The organism is Microbacterium marmarense (assembly GCF_037204165.1).
Classification (GTDB): Bacteria; Actinomycetota; Actinomycetes; order Actinomycetales; family Microbacteriaceae; genus Microbacterium; species Microbacterium marmarense.
Genome location: NZ_JBBDGL010000001.1, coordinates 523,082 through 540,321 on the forward strand (window position 1 = coordinate 523,082; position 17,240 = coordinate 540,321).

The window sequence follows — 17,240 nt, forward strand, 5'->3', positions numbered from 1 at the left end:
TCTTGCCCTAGAACCGGGGAATGTCGTCGCCCGGGCGGCTCTTGGAACGAGCCCGCACGTCATCGAGCGCTCCACGCAGCCGCGACGAGCGGCTGTCGATCAGGTCGCGATAGCCGAGCCGTACGGCCTCGGTGCGCCGCTGCGCGGCTTGCGTTACCGGGCGAATCTCGCCCGCGAGGCTCAGTTCACCGATTGCCGCGATGTGCTTGGGGATCGCTTCGTTGCGTACCGCCCCCGCTACAGCGAGGGCGATGGCGAGGTCGGCGGCAGGTTCGGTGAACTTCACGCCGCCGACAGTCGATACATAGACGTCTTGGTTCGAGGTGACGATGCCGGCCTTCTTCTCGAGCACCGCGAGCACCATCGCCACCCGAGCTGAGTCGACGCCGTTCACGATGCGGCGTGGATTCGGTGCATTTGTCGTGATTGTCAGCGCCTGCACTTCGACTGGCAAGGCGCGCCGGCCTTCAAGCGCAATCGCGACGCAGGTGCCCGGTTCTGTACTGCCGTGACCGAGAAAGAGGGCACTCGGATCGGGCACCTCGGCGATTCCTGCACCGGTCATATCGAAGCATCCGACTTCGTCAGTGGGGCCGAAGCGATTCTTGAGCGCGCGCACGAAACGCAGCGACGTCTGGCGATCGCCCTCGAAGTGACAGACCACATCAACGAGGTGCTCGAGAATGCGGGGACCAGCGATTGATCCGTCTTTCGTCACGTGTCCGACGATGATGGTGGGAAGGTCTCGATCTTTCGCCGTGCGAATGAGCGTCGCCGCCACTTCACGCACTTGCGACGGGTGGCCAGCCATGCCGTCAGACATCGATGACGACACGGTTTGCACTGAATCGACGATCAGCAGGTCAGGCTTCACCTCGTCAACGTGTCCGAGAATGGTGGCGAGGTCGGTTTCGCTGGCGAGATAAAGGCTGTCGTGCAGCGCCCCGGTGCGTTCTGCGCGCAGACGCACCTGGCCGGTGGACTCTTCAGCGCTGGCGTAGAGCACCCGCCGCCCCGACTGGGCAGCCTTCGCTGCCACTTCGAGAAGCAGCGTCGACTTGCCCACCCCGGGCTCGCCAGACAGCAGAATTGCCGCGCCGGGTACTAGGCCCCCGCCCAGAACCCGATCGAATTCGCCCACCCCGGTGCTGCGCCGCGGCGTATCTGCGGTGTCAATCGCGGTAATCGGCCGTGCCGCGCGTGATGCGCCGGGCGCAACCGCTGTGACCGATCGCAAGATGCCCGTTTGCTCGGCGCTTTCGACTACGGTGCCCCACTGCTGGCATTCGCCGCAACGGCCTACCCACTTGTGGGCCGTCCACCCGCACTCCGTGCATCGGTAGGCCGCGGCGGTGGTGGGTTTGCGGGTCGCCATGAGATCAGCGTACGGGCCGGGTACGACAATCGCCGCCGGCATAGGCACCGATGGCTCACACTGGAAAGATGACCCCCTTATCGCCGAGCGAACCCCGACCGTGGCTGCGGCGTATCGCGCGCTGGCTTCTCGGCGCTTTCTTGGTGCTCGCAGGCACTTCGCATCTGACCTTTTCGCGTGAGGATTTTCGCGCGCAGGTGCCGCCATGGTTGCCGTTCGACGTCGATTTCGTCGTGATCGCCTCGGGAGTCGTCGAGATCGCGCTCGGGCTCGCACTGTTGTTTCTAGGCCGCTGGCGTGTGCCGATCGGATGGATCACCGCGGCGTTTCTCATCGCCGTGTTCCCCGGCAACATCGCGCAGTTTGTTGAGGGACGAGACGCTTTCGGTCTTGACACCGATCTATCTCGCGGAATCCGCTTGCTCTTTCAGCCGCTATTGGTGCTGTGGGCTCTGTGGGCGACGGGCGCGTGGCGGGCATGGCGTGCGAAGCGCCAGCAAGCATCAGTAGATGCCGCAGGTGGCAGCATCCACTGATCACTGCTATCGCAAAGAGTTCGCGACTTCGGTGAGTGCATCTGCTGAGCGGTGGAACAGCTCACGTTCGTTAGGTGAGAACCGTGTCTCAGCGATCGGGAATGCACCCCTGGCGCTGACAATCGACGGCACCGAGAGTGCGACGCCGCTGAGGCCGTGAAAGTCAGTCAGCACAGGAGACACTGGCATCACCGCGTGCTCGTCGCCGAGAATCGCCTCGATGATGCGGGCGCTTGAAAGGCCGATTGCGTAGTTGGTCGCGCCCTTGCCCTGAATGACCTTGTACGCAGCATCACGGACGTCAATCGCGATCTGGTCGAGTTCTTCTACGGTCATGCGGTCACCTGCGGGGGTGACCCATTCGAGGATCGGGACGGTGCCGATCGTTGCGGCCGACCACAGCGGAAACTCGGTGTCACCGTGCTCGCCGACAATGTAGGCGTGCACGCTGGAGGTTGAGACGCCCGCACGCTCGGCAAGCTTCCAGCGCAGCCGCGATGTATCCAACACGGTGCCCGAGGCGAAGATGCGCTCGGGCGGCAGGCCGGTTTCTTGTTGCGACAGCACGGTCAGCACGTCGCACGGATTGGTCACGATCACGTAGACGGCGTTGGGTGCTACCGAAAGCAGCTGCGGCATCATCTTGCGCATGATGCCGGCGTTGACTCCCGCCAGTTCGATGCGGGTCTGACCGGGGTTCTGTTTCGCGCCGGCAGTGATCACCACGACGTGCGAACCCTCGGCGACCGAGATGTCGCTGCCGCCGGTGATGCTGCTGGTCCCCGTGAACTGGGTGCCATGTGCGAGGTCGAGAACTTCGGCTTCGACCTTTTCGGTGGCGATGTCGTAGAGCGCGACGTGGCGTGCGGAGCCTCGGATGAGCGCTGCGTACGCGACGCTGGAGCCGACGCTGCCGGCGCCTACAACGGTGACTTTGGAGTTCTCAATAACGGCCATGCATCCAGTCTGGCAGGGGCAGCGGAATCTGCACCAGGACTAAAGCCCCGTCTGCCGCGCGTCATGATGAATCTGCGTGTTTCGGATGCCGAAGAACGACACCACGCCGCCCGCGAACATGAAGATTGCCGTCGCGATGGCTGCGCGATGGAAGCCCTCAAGATCGAGCGCGCCGCCGACGATGGTGGCGAGCAGTGCGATGGTGACGAGCCCAGCGACACGTGACACCGCGTTGTTGACAGCGGAGGCGATGCCCGAGCGTTCGGTGTCGATCGAGCCGAGAATCGTGGTGGTCAGCGGGGCCACCATGAGCGCGAGCCCGAAGCCGCTCAGCACCATGCTTGGCAGCACCTGCCACCAGTACGAGAAATCGAGCGACACGGTGAGCAACAGCAGAGCGCCGGCCCCCATCAGCAGCGGACCGACGGTCATGAACAGCCGAGGTCCGATGCGCGCCGCGACCGCGCCGACTCGCGAGCTGAGCACGATCAGCAACACAGTACTGGGCAGGCTTGCCAGCCCAGCCAAGGTTGCCGAGAGCCCTGCGCTCTGTTGCAGATAGACCGCGACGACAAAGCCATTGAGCGCGAGTGCGCCATAGATGAAGAATGTCGCGACGTTGCCCGTCCAGAAGTTGCGCACCGTGAATAGGTCGAGCGGCAAGATCGGATTGCGCACGCGGCGCTGTCGAATAATGAAGAGGATGAATAGGATGCTGCCGCCCGCCAGCGGCAGCCAGATTGCCGCAGACTGCCAACCGAGGCGCGGTTGCTCGATGAGCGCGAAGACCACTGTGCCCAGCCCCGCCGTGCAGAGCACCGCACCAAGCCAGTCGACCGAAGCGTCGGGGCGACGCACGTCGCGCACGCGGGTGCGCGTGAGCAGCCAAAGGGTGATCGCGATCGGCACCACGTTTATGAGGAACGCGAGTCGCCATGAGAGCAGATCAACGAAGACGCCGCCGATGACCGGCCCCGCAATCATCGCCGTGGTGGTCATTGCTGTCCACACGCCGATCGCGCGACCCTGGGCTACGCCTCGAAAAGTCGAGGTGATGAGAGCCAAAGAACTAGGAACGAGCAATGCGCCAGCCGCGCCTTGTAGAGCGCGCGCAACGATGAGAAACTCCGCTGTCGGCGCGGCTGCAACGGCGATGGATGCTGCGCCGAACCCGATGAGCCCGAGCCGCAGCACCAGCACACGTCCGTACGCATCGCTGATTGAACCCGCGACAAGGATCAGCGCGCCCAGGGTGATCAGGTAGGCATCGACCACCCACTGCTGTGTCGCCAAACCGCCGCCGAGTTCGTTGCGGATGGCAGGCAATGCGACGTTGACTACTGTGCCATCGAGGAACGCCACGAACGACGCGAGCACCGCGATGACCAGAATGACGCGCTGGTCTCGCGACATTCTCTCGGCCGGGTTCCGGCCCGGCGACTCCTCGGGCGCGGAACTCATATGGCCACCGTATTGCGTTTGCGCGCAGCTGGGGTATCGCGCCCGGATGAAGGCGGATCACCCGATTCGCGGCATCGGCATCCTTATCGTAAACTGGTCGATGGTGACGTGTCCGAGCGGCCGAAGGTGCAACACTCGAAATGTTGTGTAGGTTCACCCCTACCGTGGGTTCAAATCCCACCGTCACCGCCACTAAAACCCCCGCACGTCCCTTGTAAACACTGGGATCGCGGGGGTTTTGCTTTGCCCTGCAATGGGATTGTGCCCACACTTTGCCCACATTTGAATTGGACTGAGGCTGATCGACGTCGAATGAGGTGGGCGGTCGCGCTGCCGGCGAGCGCGCGACCGCACAGATGTTCGGCATCGCGAGCGTGCGGTCAGGAGCTGTGGCTTGGGCTACGCTCAGGCGTACCGGGCACTCAGCCGAGCAACTCCCTTTCGTGGACTAGCCCACATGACATGCAGAACTTCATTCACGCACCCGATTCTCTGGCGACGCCAGACCTGCCGGGCAACACCTACGCGATGAACGCGCAACTGACAACAGCGTGCCCAGGAGGTGGAACGGGGTCATGGGCCGGAGACCTATACCGGTAGCTCGCCCGCTCGCGTCAGGCCTTCTCCTTGCGCTCGTCTGCGTGTCGGCGGTCGGTTGCGGGACTAGCCGCGCGTATACGCAAGCGGTCGAAGAAGCGGAGCTCGGCGTGGCGTTGCTCCTATCCATCACCGAGACGGATACCGCGAACCTTCTGGCTGACCACACTGCGCTCGGGGAGATCTCCAGCGACGACATCGCAACGGTGTTCTTCAATGACATGAGGGAGTACACGGGAGAGGAACCTGGACCGGCTGAAGAACGCGCTGTGTACGACATCATCGAGAACCCTGACGGATCCGTGTCGTTCCTGGTGTTCTTCGGTGCGGGTGCTTTTGCATCCAGCGGGCTCGTCACGACGAACCAATCACGGCATAGTTGCGGCAGCCTTGCCGGGCGATTCGCCGAACGCGAGCTGACCGTCACCGACGTTGATTGCCCACCAGAGATCACGCGATTCGCGGGCGACAGTTCAATCGCTCTCTCGATGACGGAAAACGCCACCAAATACGCTGCGGAGATCGAGAAGATGCTGTGAAGCGTTCAGCCGATCAGCGGAAGTCTCTATCGATCATCGCGGGGCTGAAATCGATACTTGTGTTGAGTGCTTGCACTGCCGAGGACCGCGGCGCCCAACAAGGACAGATACTCACCGACAGGCTGCGAACGAGCTGGCCATCTCGTTGCCGGAGGGCATCGACTTCCCTTCAGATCCCCCTGGCATATGGGATGAGGATGGAAGCATCGAGGAGGGGACAGGCGAAGCCATTGCCTTACTTCAGTGACGCTGCGAGTGGGCGACTGTGTACGTTGAGTCTTTTGACGCTGGTACCCCAAGCGGAGCGACAGCGCGATTCGGAAAGAGTGTGCTTGAGCGGGTCTCGTTTGGTGTTGGGTCAAGCTCGATTGCCGGCACCGCATGATCAGGGGTTTTCTCGGTCCGCTCCTGGGTTGAGTGGCGTGCTGATTAAGGGGAATTATGTTGATCCAACCCTTGCGCGAACTGGCGCAATGGGTGCAGAGTGAAATCACACGCGAAGACGAGATCGACCAGGCGGTGCTCGTGCAGAAGGCTGTCTTCGCCGATGATCCACCGGCAGTTCCTGGGCACACACTCACGGCGAGCGGTCGCGAGTCACCGCGCCCGCACGCAGCATCCCGGACGCGGTGACACAGTCGATCAGATGCTCGAAGAATACATCGGGGGATCAAACATCTTTGTCACCGCAGTCCTCGCTGAGATCGACGTCGCGTCGGGATCGCTCGCGTGTGTCGATGCGCGGCACAGCCTGACATTCGTTCTGCGGAGTGACGGTCGATTCGAGTGGCTCGAGTCGACGGACGCGCCCCACGACGACGCGACCGTTCTGGTGGAGAGGAGGGACGGGTGAGCGCTCGCTTGGTCTTCATCCGGATAGTCGCGGCCCTATCCGTAATTCTCGGCGCCAACTATGTTGCGTGGCGCTGGTTGGAATCGGTGAACTGGTCGGCTTGGTGGATCGCCGTTCCTCTCGTGCTTGCCGAAACCTATAGTCTCGTCGACACCTTTTTCTTCTCGCTCACGATGTGGCGAGCACGTGATCGCCCGGCGCCCGTATCGGCTCCCGAGGGCACGGTCGATGTCTTCATCACCACCTACAACGAGTCCATCGAGATGGTCTTAGCGACGGCCCTCGCCGCGCAGCGCATCGCATACCCGCACGAGACGTGGATCCTGGATGACGGAGCGCGCGATGACATGAAAGAGGCCGCGCGCGCAGCGGGCATCGGGTACATTCGCCGCTCCAACGACTGGGATGACAAGCCGCGCCATGCGAAAGCGGGAAACCTCAACAATGCACTCTTTCAAACCGAGGGCGAATTCCTGCTGATTCTCGACGCCGATCAGATTCCGGACCCCCTCATCCTGCACCGCACGCTTGGCTATTTCGCCGATGATCCGGCGGTCGCTCTCGTTCAGACACCGCAGTGGTTCGGCAATGTGGACGATGCTGACCCGCTCGGCAGCCAGGCGCCCCTCTTCTACGGTCCGATTCAGCAAGGCAAGGATGGCTGGAACGCGGCTTTCTTCTGTGGCTCCAACGCGGTCCTGCGACGGGACGCTCTCATGCAGCTGGGGATCGTCGGGTATGTGCGCGATTTGGAGAGGTCGACCATGCGTACCCTGAGGGCGGCCGAGTCGATGTTGGCGAAAGCCGTCCGTCGTCGTGAGTTGGATCCGGATGTCGGTCGGCAGTTGAAGTCGCTCGTCGCAGATGTTTCTGGAGCGCGTTCGGAGATCGCGGCCGGCGCAGCGATCGGTGATGTCACGTACCGTTTGCAGGCTGCTGTGAACAAGGCTTCTCGTCAGCTGGTGGCGCGCGACTTCGCCAACCTCCGCGCCGATCTCGCGATGATTGAAAGTCTCCCCGTCGAGCGCGACGCCGAACTCGACGCCGTCGTGATCGACGACGATGCGCTGGATGCGTTGGCCAATCATGAGTTCTCACCTCTGGCGGCGGTGGAGTCCGTCTCAGCTCTGCTCCACGCTCTGCGGGTAGACAGACCGGACGAGGCCCAGCCGGTGCAGCCGCTCGCGACGATCTCCGTGACCGAGGACATGGCGACCGCAATGCAATTGCACGCGCTCGGCTGGCGTAGCGTCTACCACCACGAAATCCTGGCGGTCGGCCTCGCTCCCGAGGATCTGCGCACGATGCTCAAACAGCGCCTTCGCTGGGCGCAGGGGACTCTGCAGGTGATGTTGCGCGATAACCCTCTCGTGAAGAAAGGGCTGTCGGCGGGGCAACGGCTGATGTACTTCTCCACGATGTGGAGCTACATCTCGGGATATGCAGCAATCGTGTACCTGGCCGCTCCGGTGATCTATCTCGTTTTCGGTGTCCTGCCCGTCACGGCATGGAGCGTCGACTTCTTCGCGCGGTTCATACCCTACTTTCTTGTCAATCAGATCCTTTTCCTCGTGGTCGCCCGCGGACTTCGGACGTGGCGCGGTCAGCAGTACTCGCTCGCCCTTTTTCCGGTGTGGATCGTTGCCTGCAGTACCGCATTCGCGAACGTCGTGTTTGGTCGCCCGCTCTCGTTCGTCGTCACGCGAAAGGATGGTTCGACACGCGAGGGTTTTCCGTGGCGCGAGATCTGGCCGCAACTCATCGCGATCGCGGTGCTGTCTCTCGCGCTCATCATCGGCCTCGGACGGCTCGCTGTCGGCACCGCCGACGGGACAGGTACGCTCGTCAACACCGTCTGGGTCATCTACGACCTGGTGGTACTCAGCGTCATCATCCAGGCAGCCCTGTACCGCGGCCCCGCGCGTGAGGGGACGACATTCAGAGAGGAACCCTCGTGAACCTCAGCGTCATAACGGGCGAACGCTGCGCCGTGATCAGACTCGAAGGCCGTCTGACGGCTCCATCCGTCGCCCAATTCAGACAAACGGTAGACGAACTCGTTGCCGCGGGCGACGTGCGCGTCGCCGTCGATCTGTCGGCGACGGAGTTCGTGGATTCCTCTGGGCTCGGAGCTCTCGTCGGAGGCCTGAAGTCAGCCAGGTTGGCGGGCGGCGACCTGAGGGTGACTGGCATCACGGATCAGGTCCGGAACGTGTTCAAACTGACCAATCTAGATCGTGTGCTGCACGACTATCCTTCGCCTGAGGCGGCCTTCGATGCCGACTGAGCGGACTGAACACGTTTGTGGGAGGGTCGGCGCTGACCTTACCGATCGTGTCCTGGACGCACTCGCCGCGCTGTGGGAGTCGGGACCTCCTGTCCCTGCCGAGGACCGCGAACCATTCGCGCTCGCCGTGAGCGAGATTGCCGCAAACATCGTCGAACATGCGAGCGCCCGTGAACCAGTTCATGTATCGCTCACGCTGACGATGACCGAGACGATGCTGGAGGCCGTCTTCACGGATACAGCCGATCCTGCCCTCATCGACCTGTCGTCAATTCAGATGCCCGACTGGCACGCCGAATCTGGCCGGGGGCTTGCGCTCGCCCTTGCCACGCTCGACGAGCTCGTGCACGAGACGCACGAAGGCAACACGTGGCGATTGCGCCGCGTCGTGCGTGGCGTCGTCTAGTTGCGGACGGCTCTCGCCGTAATCCAGGACTGGCCGCTTGACTCCGCTGCCAAGCCGCGCCGGGTCACTCTGACGATGTGCTGGCTCGCTCGCGCGCCCGCTCTAGCGCGCGCTTGCGTTGCGCGCGAGCATCCTCTTCGAGTTTCTCGGCCCGCTCCTCATCACGGGTGAGATTCTCGCCGGTCTCGGGATCGAACACGTGCAGCTTGTCGAGTGAGAACCAGAGCGTCGCCGTGTCGCCGTCACGGATCGAACTTGTGGCGTCGAGGGCGACGACCAGCTCGGTGCGCAAGCTCTCACCGTCAAGATCGCGATCGAGCTCTGCGAGCTTGTCGCGCACAGCGCCGTCGACGTCGAACGGCACGTATGCGTACAGCACTTCGCCGAGCCACTCCGTCATCTCGAACTCGAGTTCGACCTCGACGCCGCCTTCCGGTTCCCGCTCAAGGGACTCCTTATCAGCGAACGAATCGGGTCGTACGCCAACGATGACCAGATCGCGGTCGCCGACGGCCGCGCGCAAACGATCGTCCATCGGTACGTCGACCATGGGTAGGTGCAGGGTGTCGCCGTCGACTGTGCCGCCGAGAAAGTTCATGGGCGGTGAGCCGATGAAGCCGGCTACGAACAGGTTCGCCGGCTGCTCGTAAAGCCCACGAGGACTTGCGACCTGCTGCATCTCTCCGCGTCGCAGCACTGCCACACGGTCGCCGAGCGTCATCGCCTCGGTTTGGTCGTGCGTGACGTAGACCGTGGTGATTCCGAGCGATCGCTGGAGTCTGGCGATCTCGGTACGCATCTGACCGCGTAGCTTCGCGTCGAGGTTTGACAGCGGCTCGTCGAAGAGGAATGCCGCGGCGTTGCGCACGATCGCGCGACCCATCGCGACCCGCTGGCGTTGCCCTCCCGAGAGGTTTGCCGGTTTGCGGTCGAGGTGCTCGTCGAGTTCGAGCAGACTCGACGCCCGCTTGACGCGCTTGTCGAGTTCGTCTGCGTCGACCGTGCTGGACTTCAGCCTCATCGGAAACGCGATGTTCTCGTAGACGGTCAGGTGGGGGTAGAGCGCATAGTTCTGAAAGACCATGGCGAGATTGCGGTCTTTGGGAGCCTTGTCGTTGACGGTTTCGCCATCGATCTGCAGCTCACCATCAGAGATGTCTTCCAGTCCCACGATCATTCGCAGGAGCGTCGACTTGCCGCAGCCTGAAGGGCCCACCAGGATCACGAACTCCCCGTCCGCGATGTCGAGATCAACGCCCTTGACTGCGGTGAAGCCATCGTCGTATGTCTTGACGACGTTGTTCAGAGTGATGGATGCCATGACAGCTCCTTATCTCGAGAGTGCGGTGTCATCCCTTGACCGCACCCTGGGTGAGGCCCGACACGATGCGGCGTTGGAAGATGACCACCACGATGACGACGGGCACGGTGACGACGATCGCGGCGGCCGAGATCGCGCCCGTGGGGTCTTCGAACTGTGACGCGCCCGTGAAGAACGACAGCGCGGCGGGAACCGGCCGAGCAGCATCCGTCGAGGTCAGCGAGATCCCGTATACGAAGTCGTTCCAGGCGATGAAAAACGCGATGATCGCCGTGGTGAAGACTCCTGGCGCGGCCAGCGGGACCACTGTCTTGCGAAAAGCCTCGAACGGCGTAGCGCCGTCGACCTGAGCGGCTTGCTCTAATTCCCACGGAATCTGCCGGAAGAACGCAGAAAGAGTCCAGATCGAGATCGGCAGGGTGAGCGACAGGTAAGGGATGATGAGCCCGAGCCAGGTGTCGTAGAGGCCGATCGTGCGCCACAGGTTGAACAGTGGCGTGACAATCGATACGACGGGGAACACCGACACCGCGAGCGCCGTGACGAGGATCACGCCTTTTCCGGGAAAGTCCAGGCGCGCGATGGCATAGGCGCAGAGGGTTGCGAGAACGACGGCGATCGCCGTCGCGATGAGCGATATACCGATCGAGTTGCGCAGTGACGTCAGGAAAAGCTCTTGCGCCGACCCGCCAGGAGTGAGGATCTCGGCGTAGTTGTCGAGCGTCCACTCCGTGGGAACCAGCGTGCCCGAGAACAGCCCTGCCGGTGTCTTGAACGAGGTCATGAGGATCGAAAAGACGGGGAAGAGCGACCAGACCAGCACGGCCAGGAGGATCGCAATCCATCCGATTCGCTGCGGCCAGTTCATCGCGCGCATCAGCTGTTCCTCCCACCGGTGAGGTCGACTTTGAACCCGCGGATGAAGATCGCAGCGATGATAAGGACGCTGAGGAACAGGAGCACCGAGATCGCTGAGCCGAGCCCGATCTCCAGCCGGCCAATCGAGGTGTTGTATGCCAGCAGCGAGAGCGCTTCGGTGCCGTTGGCGCCGGCGGTCATGACATAGATGTTGTCGAAGATGCGGAACGCCTCGAGTGTGCGGAAGAGCACCGCGACCATGATCGCGGCCTTCATATTCGGCAGAATCACCCGGCGCATGACCTCCCAGCCGGTCGCCCCATCGACCTTGGCGGCTTCTTCAAGGTCTCCGGGCACCTGAGCGAGTCCCGACAGCAGAAGAAGCGAGATGAATGGCGTCGTCTTCCACACCTCCGAGAGGATGATGACGAAGAGCGACGTGCCCTGGTAGGCGAACCAGTTGAGTTCGTCGTTATAGCCGGGGATCCACGCGAGCCAGCTGTTGACGAAGCCTGAGTTCACATCGAACGCATAAAACCACGCGAACGCCGCGACGACGGTGACGATCCCATAGGGAACGAGAATGGCTGTGCGCGCAAGGCCGCGCAGTTTCTTCGCCGCGCGGTGCATCACCAGAGCGAGAGCGAACCCGAGGAGCAGCTCGAGGATCACGGTCACCACAGTGATGAAAAGCGTGATCCACATCGATTCCCAGAATGCGGGGTCGGTGAGCACCACTGCGTAATTGCGAAACCAGATGAATTCGCGGTCGTCGGGGGCGGTCAGGCGCAGGCTGAACAGCGAATCGTAGAACGCCTGGATGATCGGGTACATCGTGACCAGCAGCATGATGCCGAAGGCCGGCCCCGCCAGCATCCACCCGAGTCGAGCTTCCGCGCGCGTCCTTGCTGAGCGCTTGGTCTTCTTTGTCTTCTGGGGCGTATCGTCGCGATCAGTGGGCGTTTTCGTGTCGATGCTCGTCTGGGCGCTCATAGGAGTCGCTCCCCTCGCAACACAGCGGTGATGAAGTCCTGTGACGTCTGCGGCGTCGTGTCAGGATTCACCGAGCCCGGCGGGTGCCAGGTGGACTGCAGCCCGAGCGAGATCTCGTTGTAGTACTGCGTCTGCGGTCTCGGTGCTCCAAGGTCGAGCGATTCGCGGATGACATCGGCCATAGGGAACTCCTCTTGCACAGACGGGTCCTCGTACGCCGCGGTGTTCGAGGGGGGATTCCCATTGGTGACGAAGTACTCAGCTTGGTTCTCGGGCTGCACGATGCACTCGACGGCCTGCCACGCGAGCTCTTGGTTCTCGCTGAACGCGCCGACCCCGAGATTGATGCCGCCTACCGGTGGCGCGGCCTCGGTATCAGCATCCACACGAGGGTAGATCGCCCATCCCAGGTCGTCTGCGATCTCGGGAGCAGACTCGTTAAGCGCGGGCCAGACAAACGGCCAATTCACCATGAATGAGCCGGAATCGCCTTGGAACAGCGACAGGCTCGCATTCTCATCCGCGGTCGGGTACCCCGTTCCCGCGAGACCCTCCGATCCGATGCGGGACAGGATCTCGGCCGCGGCGCGGCCTTCGTCGGTGTCGAGCCCGAGTTCGATCTCATTGGCTGCGGCGCCCGGGTTCATGAGGATCTCTCCGCCTGCCGAGGCGATGAGCGCGTTGACCCACACCGTGAGTGATTCGGCGCGTGCGCCCTGCACGCCGAGCTGCAGGTCGTTCTCAGCGGCAACATCCATGATCTGCTCCCACGTCACGGGCTCGCTCATATCGAGCCCGGCCTCTTCGACGACGGATTCGCGGTACCAAAGCAGCTGCGTATTGGCCCAGAACGGTACGGTCACCAGCTCGTCGTTCCAGCTCGCGGAGTCGATCGCGCCCTGCACGATGCCGTCGGTGCTCTGCAGCTCGTCGGGGACGGGAGCGAGGAACCCGGGCTCGGCGAGCTCGGGGATGAATGGGGGATCGAGACTCATGATGTCGAGCGACCGATCGCTCGCCGCCAGCCGACGCGCCAGTTGCTCGCGCTGAGATGCGGCGTCGCGCGGCAACAAGGACGTCTCAATTCGATACGCGCCGTCAGCCGCCTCTGTGCAGAGCTCAGCGATGTGCGCCTGACCTCCGGCATCTGGGTTGATGTACCAGGTGAGGGTCGGGGTGTCGTCTGCTGGGGCGCAGGCGCCGAGCGTCGAGGTGAGAGCGACCACCGACACCGCAGCCAACATTCGCGTGCCTCGCATCCGGCCTCCTCGCTTCGTGCAGTGTCTCGCCGCGTGGGTGGGTGATTCTCGAGCGGTCGTATCGCCCAATTGTGCGTCGGAACGCCGCAAGAGCACACAGGGTTGCGCTGGTCAGGCTCCGTGCGCTAATGGTCTCGAAGGGGTGCTTCGATGCTGCTGCGCATCATCGCCAACCGCCCAGAGCGCGGCGATGGATAGCCGCTTGTGTACCGCACGTCAAGCCCTGAGTCGCTCCGGAGCGCGTCGGTGAGAATTAGGAACCACCATCCTTGCGACACACGGAGAGCACCATCAGCCTGTCAATTTCACCGGCCCCAATGCGGTCGACACTCACTTTTTCATCCCGAGGGGCGCTGAGCGAGCTCCTCATCGATGCGCTGGCCGGACCGCCAGTTGACAGCTTTGAAGCGGATGCCGCGTGCATCGCGAACATACTCGCGTGCTCGCCCGACATTCTTCACGACGATGACGCGCAGCTGTCGCTGTTCCTTATGTACTCAGTGCACTACGGCTCGATCACGCAGTTCGATGCCGGGTGGGAATGGAACCCCGGGCTCATCCGAGTGCGCGGCATCCTCGAGGCCGCCATGGAGGTGGCGCTGCGCGCGGCCGTGCAGCGTCCCGTGGCTCCGGATGCAACGGCGGATGCCGTCGCAGAGTACCTCTTCGCGTTGACGGCGCCGACGCCGGGGCCGAGTCTGTCTCGGTTCATGGCGAAGTCGGCGACGGTCGAGCAGGCACGGGAGTTCCTTATCCTTCGGAGTGTCTACACGCTGCGCGAAGCAGACCCGCACTCATGGGCGATCCCACGGCTCACCGGTCGCGCAAAGGCGGCCCTCGTCGAGATTCAAGCCGACGAGTATGGCGGTGGGCGTCCGCAACGCATCCATGCCGAGATCTTTGCGAGGTCGATGCGCGGCGCAGGGCTCGATGCCACCTATGCCACGTACATCGACGCCGTCCCGCCGATCTTGCTGGCATCGCACAACATGATGTCGCTGTTCGGACTTCACCGACGACTTCGTGGCGCCATCGTCGGGCACCTGGCTGCGTTCGAGATGACCTCGTCGCTTCCGAACCGCGGCTACGCGGACGGATTCCGGCGACTCGGGTTCGGCGACGAGGTGACCGAGTACTTCGACGAGCACGTCGAGGCTGACGCCGTCCACGAGCAGATCGCCGGGCGAGATCTTGCAGGCGCACTCGTGGAGTCCGAGCCGGAGCTCCTGAACGACGTGATCTTCGGTGCCGCCGCCTGTCTTCTCGTCGATGACATGGTCGCCGACGACATCCGTGAGGCATGGGAGCACGGGCGTTCGGCACTTCGAGTGGCGACGCCGCTGGGGCGAGCGTGACTGTCGACACGCTGTCGCTTGTCGCTGCGGCGTGCATCATGTCGTGCGCTCATGTTGCGCGGAGCGTGTGCGGCCGGGTTGCCGTCATACGGCGCTCTGCGTCGCCGCTCCGAGAACTTCGAAAGGCAACCACATGAACGATTCGCAGCTGCCCTCGATCGCGGCGTACCCGAACGGTCCGCTGATCGTTCGTGGACCAGTGGAAATCACTGGCGCAGACGGTGAGCCGCTTGAACGACAACGCGAAACCGTGGCGCTGTGCCGATGCGGTCTGTCGGTCATCAAGCCGTGGTGTGACGGAAGCCACAAACTATCGGGGTTTCGCGCGTAGGGGACGCCGCTCGCATACTCTGCGAGTTCACGTTGCGTGCGGGGCGGCTCAGCCCGGGCTGCTCGAGTGGCAGATCTGTGTCTGGAATCTCTACGGAATTGCACGATTGTAGGAGGGGCGCCGTCGCGCCGCCAGGGGGTTCACAAAGCCCCACAAGCCGCTGAGGGTATAACGACGCCGTTCTTCTGGTTGCTATCAGGGGGCAACGGCGTGTGACGGGACAGACCATTCGAAGGGATGACATCGATGCACGACATGAGTGACGACGAGCGGGCGCGCCGGGATCACGACGAACATTCGTCCAGCGGCGATCACGGACACGGTTCGCGGCCCAAAACCGGCAAAAAGTACATGCAGTTCGCTGCCATGATTCTGTCCGCGATGGTGGTGATGTACTTCGCCATGTTCGCCGCATCGTGGGAATGGGGCCACGTGCGATTCAGCGAGAGTCGCGTGTTCATGGCGATCACTATGGGTGGCACGATGGGTCTCGTCATGCTCGCGTGGATGCTCGGCATGTATCGAAATACCAAGGCTAACGTTGCAGTCGTCGTTGTGAGCCTCGTCATGGTCGGCGGAGGCATCGCTCTCGACCGGAGCCAGGTGCTCGTCGACGATGTGGCGTTCATGAACGGGATGATTCCGCACCACTCCCTCGCAATCACCCGCTCGGAGCGGTTTCAGAACGTCGACGTGCGGGTTTGCGAACTGGCAGTTGAGATCAGCGAGGCTCAGCGCCGCGAGATTGCAGAGATGGACTGGCTGATCCGCGACATTCAAGACAACGGGCCCGCCGAGACCGCGGACGAAGCGGCGTCGAGGCTGGTGCCTGACTTCTCGGTAGTGGCCGACCGCAACTGCGCGCAGGAATAGCCGAGTCAAGGCGCTCCTCCGGCGAGCCCACTAACGCGGTGCCGAGCACATCGCAACCCCCTCGAAATTGCCGGAAGATTCTGCCTAACCTGACGACATGTTGGCTTCAGAGATTCCCCAGAACGACCGCTTGCTTGAACTCATGGACCATCGAGACGATGCCAGCGTGACGATCGCGATTGCGTCGTCGCCGATGCCCGCAGACCACGAACGCATTCGCATCGGGCTGCGCAACGCGATCGACTACGCCGAGCGGCACCTGACTCAGAAGGACGTCTCTCGCAACGTCATCGAGCAGGTCGTGGCGCCACTTCGTGCGCTCAATGATGACGACGACTTCTGGCGTCATCAGTCGCGGTCGCTCGTCATCCTCGCAGCGCCCGAAATCCTCGAGGCATTCCGCATCGCGAACGTCGTGGAGGAGAACGTGGCTGTGGGCGATCGGTTCGACATCGGCGCGCTGCTGCGGGCCAGCGCGTTCGCTCATCGGGCTTTCGTCGTCGAGCTCACCCAGGGCCGTGCTCGTCTGCTCGAGTTCGGTCCCGACCATGACCCTCGCGAGCACCCGCTTGATCTGCCTGATGATCATCAGCTGATGCTCGAACACACCACCACCGGTGGCCGCTTCGATCGCCAGCGCGCAGACGGAACCACAGGCGACCGCATCGAACGGCAACGCTATGCGGCCGCGGTGCAGGACGAAGTTGTGAAAGTCGTCCCCAACGACGTGCCGCTGATCCTCGCAGCATCCACCGACCTGCAACCCGCGTACCGAGAGGTCAACACGCACCCGTTTCTGCTCGATGCAGAGATCGATGGTCACCCGGACTCGGTCGACGACCCGGCGCGTACCGCACAGGTGCGAAAGATCCTCGACGAGCACTATGCAGCCGAACTAGACGCATGGCGCGAGCGCTTCGGCACGCTACGCGCACAAGGCTTGGCGACGAGCAAGTTCGACGAGGTTGCCGTTGCCGCCGCGACCGCTGCCGTAGACACGCTGCATTTCGACATGGACGCGACAGAAGAGGGACGTATCGATGAATTCGGCGGCGTCGAGCGTGCCGAGTCGCCCGGGCCCGACACCTATGCGCTCGTCGACGAGATCGCTGCGCGGGTGCTCAGGTCGGGCGGATCGGTTCGTGCCGTGCGCAACGCCGATCTTCTCGACGGTTCGCCGGTCGCTGCGACGTTGCGCTTTCCGTTGCCGAGCGAGTGAATTCGGTCTCGAGACTGCAC

Annotated in this window: 18 protein-coding genes and 1 tRNA gene; 12 read left to right on the forward strand and 7 right to left on the reverse strand. The window is 63.0% G+C overall.

The window, feature by feature from the left end; all coding sequences use genetic code 11:
• Nucleotides 1–7 precede the first annotated feature (7 nt).
• The gene (radA, locus tag WDU96_RS02355; protein ID WP_337336876.1) at nucleotides 8–1,375 is read right to left on the reverse strand and encodes a DNA repair protein RadA; all 1,368 of its coding nucleotides are present in this window, start codon (nucleotides 1,373–1,375) and stop codon (nucleotides 8–10) included.
• 68 nt (nucleotides 1,376–1,443) lie between these two features.
• Here radA and WDU96_RS02360 point away from each other — a divergent pair, with 68 nt between their 5' ends.
• Nucleotides 1,444–1,911 carry a DoxX family protein gene (locus tag WDU96_RS02360; RefSeq protein ID WP_337336877.1) on the forward strand — a complete coding sequence of 156 codons (468 nt, stop codon included), beginning with the start codon at nucleotides 1,444–1,446 and terminating at the stop codon, nucleotides 1,909–1,911.
• 6 nt (nucleotides 1,912–1,917) lie between these two features.
• Here WDU96_RS02360 and WDU96_RS02365 read toward each other — a convergent pair whose 3' ends face one another.
• Together WDU96_RS02365 and WDU96_RS02370 are read right to left on the reverse strand one after the other, a co-directional pair.
• The gene (locus tag WDU96_RS02365; RefSeq protein WP_337336878.1) at nucleotides 1,918–2,868 is read right to left on the reverse strand and encodes an L-lactate dehydrogenase; all 951 of its coding nucleotides are present in this window, start codon (nucleotides 2,866–2,868) and stop codon (nucleotides 1,918–1,920) included.
• A 39-nt stretch (nucleotides 2,869–2,907) separates the two neighbouring features.
• Nucleotides 2,908–4,329: an MFS transporter gene (locus WDU96_RS02370; RefSeq protein ID WP_337336879.1), complete on the reverse strand. Its 1,422-nt coding sequence runs from the start codon at nucleotides 4,327–4,329 to the stop codon at nucleotides 2,908–2,910.
• 102 nt (nucleotides 4,330–4,431) lie between these two features.
• Here WDU96_RS02370 and WDU96_RS02375 point away from each other — a divergent pair.
• From WDU96_RS02375 to WDU96_RS02405, 7 genes are all read left to right on the forward strand, one after another.
• Nucleotides 4,432–4,521 (forward strand) — tRNA-Ser (locus WDU96_RS02375).
• A 383-nt stretch (nucleotides 4,522–4,904) separates the two neighbouring features.
• Entirely contained in the window at nucleotides 4,905–5,465 is a 561-nt protein-coding gene (locus tag WDU96_RS02380; protein WP_337336880.1) for a hypothetical protein, read from the forward strand.
• A gap of 441 nt (nucleotides 5,466–5,906) precedes the next feature.
• A complete protein-coding gene (locus WDU96_RS02385) occupies nucleotides 5,907–6,098 on the forward strand; it encodes a hypothetical protein (RefSeq protein WP_337336881.1) in 192 nt (63 codons plus the stop codon).
• Between the two features lie 13 nt (nucleotides 6,099–6,111).
• Nucleotides 6,112–6,318: a hypothetical protein gene (locus WDU96_RS02390; protein WP_337336882.1), complete on the forward strand. Its 207-nt coding sequence runs from the start codon at nucleotides 6,112–6,114 to the stop codon at nucleotides 6,316–6,318.
• The gene (locus WDU96_RS02395) at nucleotides 6,315–8,276 is read left to right on the forward strand and encodes a glycosyltransferase (RefSeq protein WP_337336883.1); all 1,962 of its coding nucleotides are present in this window, start codon (nucleotides 6,315–6,317) and stop codon (nucleotides 8,274–8,276) included. Before WDU96_RS02390 ends, WDU96_RS02395 begins: the two co-directional genes overlap by 4 nt.
• Nucleotides 8,273–8,605 carry an STAS domain-containing protein gene (locus tag WDU96_RS02400; protein ID WP_337336884.1) on the forward strand — a complete coding sequence of 111 codons (333 nt, stop codon included), beginning with the start codon at nucleotides 8,273–8,275 and terminating at the stop codon, nucleotides 8,603–8,605. Before WDU96_RS02395 ends, WDU96_RS02400 begins: the two co-directional genes overlap by 4 nt.
• On the forward strand, nucleotides 8,595–9,011 hold the full coding sequence (locus tag WDU96_RS02405) for an ATP-binding protein (protein ID WP_337336885.1): 417 nt from the start codon (nucleotides 8,595–8,597) through the stop codon (nucleotides 9,009–9,011). The genes WDU96_RS02400 and WDU96_RS02405 overlap by 11 nt, the downstream gene beginning before the upstream one ends.
• Before the next feature lie 64 nt (nucleotides 9,012–9,075).
• Here the strand turns inward: WDU96_RS02405 and WDU96_RS02410 are convergent, their stop codons facing one another.
• Genes WDU96_RS02410 through WDU96_RS02425 form a run of 4 tightly spaced genes read right to left on the reverse strand, consistent with a single transcriptional unit; the run spans nucleotide 9,076 to nucleotide 13,442 of the window.
• Entirely contained in the window at nucleotides 9,076–10,332 is a 1,257-nt protein-coding gene (locus WDU96_RS02410; RefSeq protein WP_337336886.1) for an ABC transporter ATP-binding protein, read from the reverse strand.
• 28 nt (nucleotides 10,333–10,360) lie between these two features.
• Nucleotides 10,361–11,209, reverse strand: coding sequence for a carbohydrate ABC transporter permease (locus tag WDU96_RS02415; RefSeq protein WP_337336887.1), 849 nt, complete (start codon nucleotides 11,207–11,209; stop codon nucleotides 10,361–10,363).
• Nucleotides 11,209–12,183 (reverse strand): carbohydrate ABC transporter permease, encoded by a 975-nt coding sequence (locus tag WDU96_RS02420; protein ID WP_337336888.1) that lies wholly within the window; start codon nucleotides 12,181–12,183, stop codon nucleotides 11,209–11,211. The genes WDU96_RS02415 and WDU96_RS02420 overlap by 1 nt, the downstream gene beginning before the upstream one ends.
• Nucleotides 12,180–13,442, reverse strand: a complete 1,263-nt coding sequence (locus tag WDU96_RS02425; protein ID WP_337336889.1) for a sugar ABC transporter substrate-binding protein — start codon at nucleotides 13,440–13,442, stop codon at nucleotides 12,180–12,182. The genes WDU96_RS02420 and WDU96_RS02425 overlap by 4 nt, the downstream gene beginning before the upstream one ends.
• Before the next feature lie 317 nt (nucleotides 13,443–13,759).
• Between WDU96_RS02425 and WDU96_RS02430 the strand changes: the two genes are divergently transcribed.
• The 4 genes from WDU96_RS02430 (at nucleotide 13,760) to WDU96_RS02445 (ending at nucleotide 17,220) form a co-directional block, all read left to right on the forward strand.
• Complete coding sequence (locus tag WDU96_RS02430) at nucleotides 13,760–14,797, forward strand: iron-containing redox enzyme family protein (protein WP_337336890.1); 1,038 nt, start codon at nucleotides 13,760–13,762, stop codon at nucleotides 14,795–14,797.
• A gap of 133 nt (nucleotides 14,798–14,930) precedes the next feature.
• The gene (locus WDU96_RS02435; protein WP_337336891.1) at nucleotides 14,931–15,128 is read left to right on the forward strand and encodes a CDGSH iron-sulfur domain-containing protein; all 198 of its coding nucleotides are present in this window, start codon (nucleotides 14,931–14,933) and stop codon (nucleotides 15,126–15,128) included.
• A 246-nt stretch (nucleotides 15,129–15,374) separates the two neighbouring features.
• The gene (locus WDU96_RS02440; RefSeq protein ID WP_337336892.1) at nucleotides 15,375–16,001 is read left to right on the forward strand and encodes a DUF305 domain-containing protein; all 627 of its coding nucleotides are present in this window, start codon (nucleotides 15,375–15,377) and stop codon (nucleotides 15,999–16,001) included.
• A gap of 97 nt (nucleotides 16,002–16,098) precedes the next feature.
• A complete protein-coding gene (locus WDU96_RS02445) occupies nucleotides 16,099–17,220 on the forward strand; it encodes a baeRF11 domain-containing protein (protein WP_337336893.1) in 1,122 nt (373 codons plus the stop codon).
• The last annotated feature ends 20 nt before the right edge of the window (nucleotides 17,221–17,240 follow it).

What these genes read in the sequence shown, in the direction of transcription:
- radA (WP_337336876.1), bottom strand. Translation starts at nt 1,375, where the DNA reads ATGGCGACCCGCAAACCCACCACCGCCGCGGCCTACCGATGCACGGAG.
- WDU96_RS02360 (WP_337336877.1), top strand. Translation starts at nt 1,444, where the DNA reads ATGACCCCCTTATCGCCGAGCGAACCCCGACCGTGGCTGCGGCGTATC.
- WDU96_RS02365 (WP_337336878.1), bottom strand. Translation starts at nt 2,868, where the DNA reads ATGGCCGTTATTGAGAACTCCAAAGTCACCGTTGTAGGCGCCGGCAGC.
- WDU96_RS02370 (WP_337336879.1), bottom strand. Translation starts at nt 4,329, where the DNA reads ATGAGTTCCGCGCCCGAGGAGTCGCCGGGCCGGAACCCGGCCGAGAGA.
- WDU96_RS02380 (WP_337336880.1), top strand. Translation starts at nt 4,905, where the DNA reads ATGGGCCGGAGACCTATACCGGTAGCTCGCCCGCTCGCGTCAGGCCTT.
- WDU96_RS02385 (WP_337336881.1), top strand. Translation starts at nt 5,907, where the DNA reads ATGTTGATCCAACCCTTGCGCGAACTGGCGCAATGGGTGCAGAGTGAA.
- WDU96_RS02390 (WP_337336882.1), top strand. Translation starts at nt 6,112, where the DNA reads ATGCTCGAAGAATACATCGGGGGATCAAACATCTTTGTCACCGCAGTC.
- WDU96_RS02405 (WP_337336885.1), top strand. Translation starts at nt 8,595, where the DNA reads ATGCCGACTGAGCGGACTGAACACGTTTGTGGGAGGGTCGGCGCTGAC.
- WDU96_RS02410 (WP_337336886.1), bottom strand. Translation starts at nt 10,332, where the DNA reads ATGGCATCCATCACTCTGAACAACGTCGTCAAGACATACGACGATGGC.
- WDU96_RS02415 (WP_337336887.1), bottom strand. Translation starts at nt 11,209, where the DNA reads ATGCGCGCGATGAACTGGCCGCAGCGAATCGGATGGATTGCGATCCTC.
- WDU96_RS02420 (WP_337336888.1), bottom strand. Translation starts at nt 12,183, where the DNA reads ATGAGCGCCCAGACGAGCATCGACACGAAAACGCCCACTGATCGCGAC.
- WDU96_RS02425 (WP_337336889.1), bottom strand. Translation starts at nt 13,442, where the DNA reads ATGCGAGGCACGCGAATGTTGGCTGCGGTGTCGGTGGTCGCTCTCACC.
- WDU96_RS02430 (WP_337336890.1), top strand. Translation starts at nt 13,760, where the DNA reads ATGCGGTCGACACTCACTTTTTCATCCCGAGGGGCGCTGAGCGAGCTC.
- WDU96_RS02435 (WP_337336891.1), top strand. Translation starts at nt 14,931, where the DNA reads ATGAACGATTCGCAGCTGCCCTCGATCGCGGCGTACCCGAACGGTCCG.
- WDU96_RS02440 (WP_337336892.1), top strand. Translation starts at nt 15,375, where the DNA reads ATGCACGACATGAGTGACGACGAGCGGGCGCGCCGGGATCACGACGAA.
- WDU96_RS02445 (WP_337336893.1), top strand. Translation starts at nt 16,099, where the DNA reads ATGTTGGCTTCAGAGATTCCCCAGAACGACCGCTTGCTTGAACTCATG.